Genomic DNA, 7,507 nt, shown 5'->3' with positions numbered 1-7,507 from the left:
TGCCTACAGCACCCTGACTGCTGGCAAGTAATTCCCCACCCCCAATGAAAACAGGAGGCCGCGAGGCCTCCTGTTTTTTTGCGTGCCCGTCGGGTCAGCCAGCGGGCAGTTTGCTACGGTACTCGGTGGTGGTCATGCCGGCGTACCCCCAGTTATCGGTGTCCACTTCTTCGATGACGATGTGGGTCAGGTCGGGGCGTTTGTTGAGTACCCGTTCCAGGGTCTCGGTGATTTCTTTGATGACCTGGGCTTTCTGCTCGCGGGTCACCCCGTCACGGGTGATGCGGACGCTGACGAATGGCATGGCGCTTCTCCTGCTGTGGATAAATTGGTGGGGTCAGGCGCGGGTGGCGCGTCTCACCATTTGCCGGCGCTCATGCCGCCATCGACCGGCAGCACCGCGCCGGTGGTGAAATCGGCATTGGCCAAGTACAGCACCGCATCGGCGATCTCGCTGGCGTGGCCGACGCGGCCCGCCGGCTGCAGGCCGTTGAGGAAGTCGCGGGCGGCCGGGTCGTGCATCGGTGTGTCGATGATGCCGGGGGCCACGGCGTTGACCTTGATGTTGTGCGGCGACAGTTCCAGGGCCAGGGCGCGGGTCATCTGGTTCAGGCCGCCCTTGATCAGTACCGGGATGGCCGCCGACACGGCGATGTTCGGCTGCAGCGCCACCGCGGCGGTGATGTTGATGATGTGCCCCTGTTGGCGCTCGATCATGTGCGCCGCCGCCACTTGGGAGGTGTAGACCACGCCGCGCAGGTTGGTGGCCAGCTGGTTTTCGATGTCGTCCGGGCTGTATTCGATGAAGGGCTTGGGCAGGAAGAAGCCGGCGTTGTTGACCAGCACATCGACCTTGCCGAAGCGGGCGATGGCCTCGGCGAACAGGCGCTTGGCGGTGTCCGGACTGGCGACATCACCGGCGACGCCGATGTATTGCTGCGGGTTGCCCAGTTCTTCCCGGGCGGCGGCCAGGCTTTTTTCCGAACGGGCGTTGCCCACCACGTTGAAGCCTCGGGCCAGGAAGGCCTTGGCCAGGGTCAGGCCGATGCCGCTGGACGATCCGGTGATGACGACGGTTCTGTTGGGGTTCATGGTCGATCTCCTGCAATGAGTGCTGTGCGTGATCAGCGCGGGATTCACGTCAATGCGCTGTTGGAGAGGACTGTATTTTTGTCGCGCGGATTGATAAATATGGCTTGGAAAACTTCAGTTGATACACGGTGTAATCAATCATGCGGCGTCAGTTCGATGATGTGGTGCTCGGCAGTATCGAGTTGTTCTGCCTGGCGGCCGAGGAGGGCAGCTTTACCGCGGCGGCCCTGGCGGCGGGCGTGACCCCGGCGGCGGTGAGCCGCTCGATCTCGCGCCTGGAGGAGCGGCTGGGTACGCGGCTGTTCGCCCGCACCACCCGCAGTATTCGCCTGACCGAGGGCGGGCGCGGTTACTACCAGCAGTGCCGCCAGGCGTTGACGCAGCTGGTGGAGGCCGAGCGTGAGGTGCGGGAGAAGGAGCAGGAGGCGTCCGGCACCCTGCGCATCAGCATTCCCACCACCTACGGCCATTACCGCGTACTGCCGCTGCTGCCCGAGTTCCGCGAGCGGCACCCCAAGCTGCAGATCGACATTCACCTGAGCAACCGCAATATCGATTTCGTCGACGAGGGCTACGACGCGGCCATTCGCGTGCGGGCCCAGCCGGATTCCACCCTGATTGCCCGCCCCCTGGAGGACGCTGCCCTGGTGCTGGTGGCCACCCCGGAGTACCTGCGTCGTGCGGGGACGCCGCAGACCCTGGACGATCTGGCGCAGCACGAGTGCATCCAGTTCGAGCTGCCCAGCAGCGGCCGGCGCATCAGTTGGCTGTTCAACGAGAACGGGCAGGAGCGGGAGATCCTGGCCAACGGCAACTACGTGTGTTCGGACGATCTGCTGGGCGGTGCGACCCTGGTCCGGCACGGCGCCGGCCTGTTCCAGACCTACCGCTTCATCTTCGAGCAGGACCTGGCCGACGGCACCCTGGTGGAGGTGCTGCAGCCCTTCGCCGGGCGCTCCCGGCCGTTCACGCTGCTGTACCCCCATGGGCGCCACGTGCCGTTCCGGCTGCGGGCGTTCATCGACTTCCTGCTGGAAAAGAAGCGGGGCTGGGGCTGAGGGCTCAGGCGTTGTGCCGTTCGACGAAGGCGCTGAAGGCTTCCAGCGGCAGGGGTTTGCTGAACAGGTAGCCCTGGAACCGCGAGCAGCCGTTGTCGGAGAGGAACTGCCGCTGTGCCGCGGTTTCCACCCCTTCGGCGATCACCGTCATGCCCATGCTCTGACCGAGGGCGATGACCGTGCGCACGATGGCCTTGCTGTTGGTGTCGGTCAGCACGTCGAAGATGAACGAGCGGTCGATCTTCAGGGTGCTCAGAGGCAACTGCTTGAGGTGGCTCAGGGAGGAGAAGCCGGTGCCGAAGTCGTCCAGGGAAAAGCGTACGTCCCGCTCCACCAGCGCGGTCATCTTGCGCGTGAGGTCTTCCATGTCCTGCACGATCAGGGTTTCGGTCAGCTCCAGCTCGAGGTGATGGGGCGCGATGCCATGGGCCTCGATCAGGGCCAGCACATCGCTGACGAAGGTGGGCTGGCGGAACTGGTTCTGGCTGATGTTCACCGCCAGGCCGATGTCGCCGAACAGCGGGTCGTCCTTCCAGGCCTGCAGCTGGGCGCAGGTCTGCTTGAGCACCCAGTGGCCGATGGGAATGATCAGCCCGGTCTTCTCGGCGTGGTCGATGAATTCCCCCGGTGGCACCAGGCCGCGCTGCGGGTGCTGCCAGCGGATCAGCACTTCGGCGCCGGTGACCTTGCCGTGGCTGTCCAGCTGCGGCTGGTAGTAGAGGACGAACTGCTCCTCGCGCAGGGCGGTCTGCAGGTCGCGGTACAGCTCCGAGCGCTCGGCGGTGTCGGTCTGCAGGATGTACAGCAGCATGAACAGCATGCCCATCGCCACGGCGGCCTGCATCCAGGAGCCGATGACCCGCACCTCGTCCGGCAGGCCGTAGCCGGTCACCGGGCTCCAGGGCGACGAGGCCAGGCCGACGAACAGCACCAGGCTCAGCGCCGCCACACCATAGCGCAGCCACAGCCGCTCCTCGCGGAACGCCATCAGCGCGCCGACCGCCAGGGGCAGCAGGTACAGGTGGGTGGCCCGTGGCGCTGCCGCGCTGGGGGGATCGAGCACCAGCGCCGTGCCGACGATGACCACCATCAGCACGCCGAACAGCAGCAGGTTGGCGCTGCGCGGGTGGTTGCGCAGGGTCAGGACGAAGACCCCGAGCCCGCAGGCCACCAGCACCAGGTCCATCAGGACGATGTTCCACAGCCCCCGAGAGGCGAAGAACACGCCCCAGAACACACCCAGCACCAGCATCACCAGGCTGGTCAGCAGGCGCATGCGCCGTTCGCGGCGCTGGCCGATCACGGCCAGGTCGGGGGAGAGCCAGTGTTTGCGGACACGGGAGTAAAAGGCGGATATGGCGGTCATCGAAAGTCCCTGAGCGACCTATTCATTCTTGAAGCTAATCGCCTGAATGCAAGCGTGCGGCGGCGGTTTTCCCGGACTCCGTGGCGTCAGCGAAGGGTGAGACGCCCCGAGCATCGTCTGAGTATCAGGCCTTTTGCCACTATCTGACGAGAGGTCATGTGCCACTGTTTTCCTGGCCTCCAGTCACGATTTCTTACCCGTTCTGTTGCGCTTCGACACATCTAGGACGGTGGTTTCGTGACGTGCATCAAGAAAGTAGCATCATAATGACATCATGCTTGGGGCCATGACCTGCTCCGTGCTCTTCCCGCTTTTTCGGCAACTGCCGTGCTCATCGCCAGGGAGGCGATCCGGATTCACCTCAAACAGCCAGCAACGCCCCGCACCTCGCACGAGGCCGGGAGCGCTGGCGCATCAGCAAGCCAAAAACTGTTTTATGAAGGAGTCATGCAGTTGCGGAACTTCAAGATTGGAAAACGCGCCGCGATCATTTTCTCGGTGCTCGCCAGCCTCGTCCTGGCCATGGGCCTGATCAACCTGTTCGAAACGGAGAAGATGGACTCGGCCACCACCGAAGTGCAGGAAACCTGGCTGCCCGCGGTGGTGGCCCTGAGCGAAATCGGGGCCCGTATCGGCGATGCCCGGGCGCTGACCCTGCGTGCGCTGTTGCTGGATGAAGCCGCCGCCCGCCAGCAGACCGTCGCGGCCATCCACCGGACGTTGCAGGACCTGCCGCAGCAGATGAAGGCGTACGAAGTCACCATCGAGTCTCCCCACGACCGCGAGCTCTTCGAGCGCTTTTCCAGCGCCTACGGCATCTACCAGGGGTTGCAGGCCAAAGTCCTGAGCGCCGTGGAGGCGGGGCAGGTCGAGGAGGGCCGGCGTCTGGTCAATGGACCATTGGCCGAATACGCCAGCGCACTGATGAAGGCGCTGAACGAGCTGATTCAGTTCAACGCCGATGGCGCCACGGTCGCCGCCGAGCGCAGCAGTGAGGCCTCGACCGAAGCGTACGTGGTGGCTTTCATCGCCCTGGGCACCATCCTGGCGGTGACCATCGCTGCGGCCGTCCTGCTCACCCGCAGCATCGTCACGCCGCTGGGCGAGGCGGTGGTGGTGGCCGAGCGCGTGGCCAAGGGTGACCTGACCCAGGACATCCATGTCGTCGGCCAGGACGAGCCAGCCTTGCTGCTGGCCGCGCTGAGCACGATGCAAGACAGCCTGCGCCGCACCATCCGGCAGATCGCCAGTTCCTCGGACCAACTGGCTTCGGCCTCGGAAGAGCTGCACGCGGTGACCGAGGACGCCAACCGCGGCCTGCACCAGCAGAGCGCCGAGATCGAGCAGGCGGCCACGGCGGTGAACGAGATGACCGCCGCGGTGGAGGAGGTGGCGCGCAACGCCGTGGACACCGCCTCGGCCTCCAGGGCCAGCGACGAGGAGGGACGCCGGGGTTATCAACAGGTCACCGAGACCATTGCATCGATCCGTGCCCTGGCCGGCCAGGTGACCCAGGCCTCGACCCAGGCCGCCGGCCTGGCCACCCAGACCCAGGAAATCAGCACGGTGCTGGACGTGATCCGCGGCATCGCCGCGCAGACCAACCTGCTGGCGCTCAACGCTGCCATCGAGGCTGCGCGGGCCGGCGAGGCCGGTCGCGGGTTCGCCGTGGTGGCCGACGAAGTGCGCTCCCTGGCGCAGCGCACGCAGAACTCCACTGAGGAAATCGAGGTGATGATCGCCAACATCCAGAGCGGGACCCGTGACACCGTGGACGCCCTGCTGGCCAGCGCCACCCAGGCCGAGCAGACCCTGCAGGCGGCGGGCAGCACCGGCAGCGCGCTGGAGCGCATCACCGCGTCGATCTCGCAGATCAACGAGCGCAACCTGATCATCGCCAGCGCCTCCGAAGAACAGGCCCAGGTCGCCCGGGAAGTGGACCGCAACCTGGTGAACATCCGCGACCTGTCGCTGCAGACCTCCGCCGGCGCCAACCAGACCAGCGCCTCCAGCCAGGAACTGTCGCGCCTGGCCATCGAGTTGAACGGCATGGTGGCGCGCTTTCGTGTGTGACCTGAGGGGCCGGATGACCCGGCAGGGCGCCGCTGGCGCTCTGCCGGCTACATCGGCGTGTGCTGCTGGAACTGCTCGGCGAGAAAGTCGATCAGCGCCGCCACCCGCCGGCTGGGCGCGCGCCTTGGGGTCACGGCGAAAAGGTCCACATGGCGGGGCACGAAGTCGTCGAGGGCGGTTTCCAGGGTGCCGTCGTCGAGTTCGCGGCGGATTTCCCAGCGGTTCTTGATCATCACCCCGTGGCCCTGCATCGCCCACTGCCGCAGCACGCCCCCGTCGTTGGCCACGCGGTTGCCGGAAACGCGTACGGCCACCGGCTTGCCGTCGATCTCGAACGGCCAGGTGGAGAACGGCACGCCGGGGCGGTGCAGGATCAGGCAGTTGTGCCCGGCCAGGTGCTCGGGGTGGGTGGGCTTGCCGTGTCGCTGCCAGTAGCCGGGAGCCGCGCAGATGATGCGCTGGCTGCGCACCAGCAGGCGCGAGCGCAGCGTGGAGTCGGCCAGCGGGCCGTTGCGCAGCGCCAGGTCGAGGTTGTGCTCGATCATGTCGATCACCCCGTCGCTCAGGTGCAGGGTGACCTGGATTTCCGGGTGCAACGCCATGAAACGGTCGAGCAGCGGCACCAGCTTGAGGCGTCCGAAGTCGCTGGTCGCGGTCAGGCGGATCGGGCCTTTCAGCTGGCTGCCCTGGCGCAGGCCTTCGACCGAGTCGTCCCAGTCGGCCAGCAGACGCCTGGCATCGGCGAGGAAGCGTTCGCCCTCGTGGGTGAAGCTGAGCTTGCGCGTGGAGCGGTTGATCAGGCGGGTGGCCGCGTGTTCTTCCAGCTGTTGCAGGGCGAGGGTGACCGTGGAGGTGGCCACGGACTGCTGGCGCGCCGCCGCACTCAGGTTGCCGGCGTCGGCGATGCTGACGAACAGGCGCAACGCGTCGAGTGTGTCCATGCTGTGTGAACCTCGAATCTGTAGGTCGTGGTGACGTTAATTCGAGATTCTCGAAAAGTCATCTTCAGCGTCGATGGATTATCGCTCGATCGAAAACGCTGCACAGTTGAGCCATCCACTGAATCAGGAGGTTTACCGTGAAAATCGACTTCACCGGCCGGCAGGTCCTCGTGACGGGTTCCACCAACGGCATCGGCTTCGCGGTCGCCAAGGGCTTTCTGGAAGCCGGGGCGAACGTGATCCTCAATGGCCGCAGCGCCACCAGCATCGACAACGCTTTGCAGCGCCTGGGCGCACTGGCCGGCAGGGCCCGTGGTTTTGCCGGCGACCTCAGCGACGAGGGCACCTGTGCGCAGTTGCTGGCCCAGTACCCGGATGTCGACGTGCTGATCAACAACCTGGGCATCTTCAACCCGCAGGACTTCTTCGACACCCCGGACAGCGAGTGGCAGCGCTTCTTCGACGTCAACGTGATGTCCGGCGTGCGCCTGTCCCGGGCCTATGCGCCGGGCATGGTCACCCGTGGCTGGGGGCGCATCGTGTTTATCTCGTCCGAATCCGCGCTGAACATTCCGTCCGACATGATCCACTACGGCTTCTCCAAGACCGCCCAGCTGGCGGTGTCGCGCGGCTTGGCCAAGCGCCTGGCGGGCACCGGAGTCACGGTCAACGCCGTGCTGCCCGGGCCGACGCTGTCGGAAGGGGTGGCCGAAATGCTGCGGCCGGAGGTCGAGCGCACCGGCGAGTCCCTGGAAAAGGTCGCCGCGGACTTCGTCAATACCCACCGCAGCACCTCGATCATCCAGCGCGCCGCGCGGGTCGAGGAGGTGGCCAACATGGTCATCTACGTCAGCTCGGAGCAGGCCTCGGCCACCACCGGCGCCGCGTTGCGGGTCGACGGCGGCGTGGTGGACAGCCTCGTCTAGTACCGTCTCACCGTTCACTCATCTCCCCTCGAGCGAGCCAGCCCAGGCAAC

Annotated in this window: 7 protein-coding genes; 3 read left to right on the top strand and 4 right to left on the bottom strand. The window is 65.9% G+C overall.

Translation table 11 applies throughout. The features are described from left to right. Positions 1-94: 94 nt before the first annotated feature. Both N5C28_RS19815 and N5C28_RS19810 read right to left on the bottom strand, forming a co-directional pair. Positions 95-304, bottom strand: coding sequence for a 4-oxalocrotonate tautomerase family protein (locus tag N5C28_RS19815; protein ID WP_279824940.1), 210 nt, complete (start codon positions 302-304; stop codon positions 95-97). A 53-nt stretch (positions 305-357) separates the two neighbouring features. Then, a complete protein-coding gene (locus N5C28_RS19810) occupies positions 358-1,092 on the bottom strand; it encodes an SDR family NAD(P)-dependent oxidoreductase (protein ID WP_279824939.1) in 735 nt (244 codons plus the stop codon). Between the two features lie 140 nt (positions 1,093-1,232). On the opposite strand from N5C28_RS19810, the gene N5C28_RS19805 reads away from it, so the two are divergent. Continuing rightward, entirely contained in the window at positions 1,233-2,150 is a 918-nt protein-coding gene (locus N5C28_RS19805) for a LysR family transcriptional regulator (RefSeq protein WP_279824938.1), read from the top strand. A 4-nt stretch (positions 2,151-2,154) separates the two neighbouring features. On the opposite strand, the gene N5C28_RS19800 is transcribed toward N5C28_RS19805, so the two are convergent. Beyond that, on the bottom strand, positions 2,155-3,516 hold the full coding sequence (locus N5C28_RS19800) for an EAL domain-containing protein (protein ID WP_279824937.1): 1,362 nt from the start codon (positions 3,514-3,516) through the stop codon (positions 2,155-2,157). 447 nt (positions 3,517-3,963) lie between these two features. On the opposite strand from N5C28_RS19800, the gene N5C28_RS19795 reads away from it, so the two are divergent. Next, positions 3,964-5,589 (top strand): methyl-accepting chemotaxis protein, encoded by a 1,626-nt coding sequence (locus N5C28_RS19795; RefSeq protein WP_279824936.1) that lies wholly within the window; start codon positions 3,964-3,966, stop codon positions 5,587-5,589. Between the two features lie 47 nt (positions 5,590-5,636). Here N5C28_RS19795 and N5C28_RS19790 read toward each other — a convergent pair whose 3' ends face one another. After that, positions 5,637-6,530: a LysR family transcriptional regulator gene (locus N5C28_RS19790; RefSeq protein ID WP_279824935.1), complete on the bottom strand. Its 894-nt coding sequence runs from the start codon at positions 6,528-6,530 to the stop codon at positions 5,637-5,639. A gap of 137 nt (positions 6,531-6,667) precedes the next feature. Between N5C28_RS19790 and N5C28_RS19785 the strand changes: the two genes are divergently transcribed. Beyond that, positions 6,668-7,456, top strand: coding sequence for an SDR family NAD(P)-dependent oxidoreductase (locus tag N5C28_RS19785; RefSeq protein WP_279824934.1), 789 nt, complete (start codon positions 6,668-6,670; stop codon positions 7,454-7,456). Positions 7,457-7,507 lie beyond the last annotated feature (51 nt).

This window comes from Pseudomonas sp. GD03944, assembly GCF_029839275.1.
Taxonomy (GTDB): Bacteria; Pseudomonadota; Gammaproteobacteria; order Pseudomonadales; family Pseudomonadaceae; genus Aquipseudomonas.
Note: the sequence above shows the minus strand (reverse complement) of the source record. Positions and strands in the feature narration are given on the sequence as shown.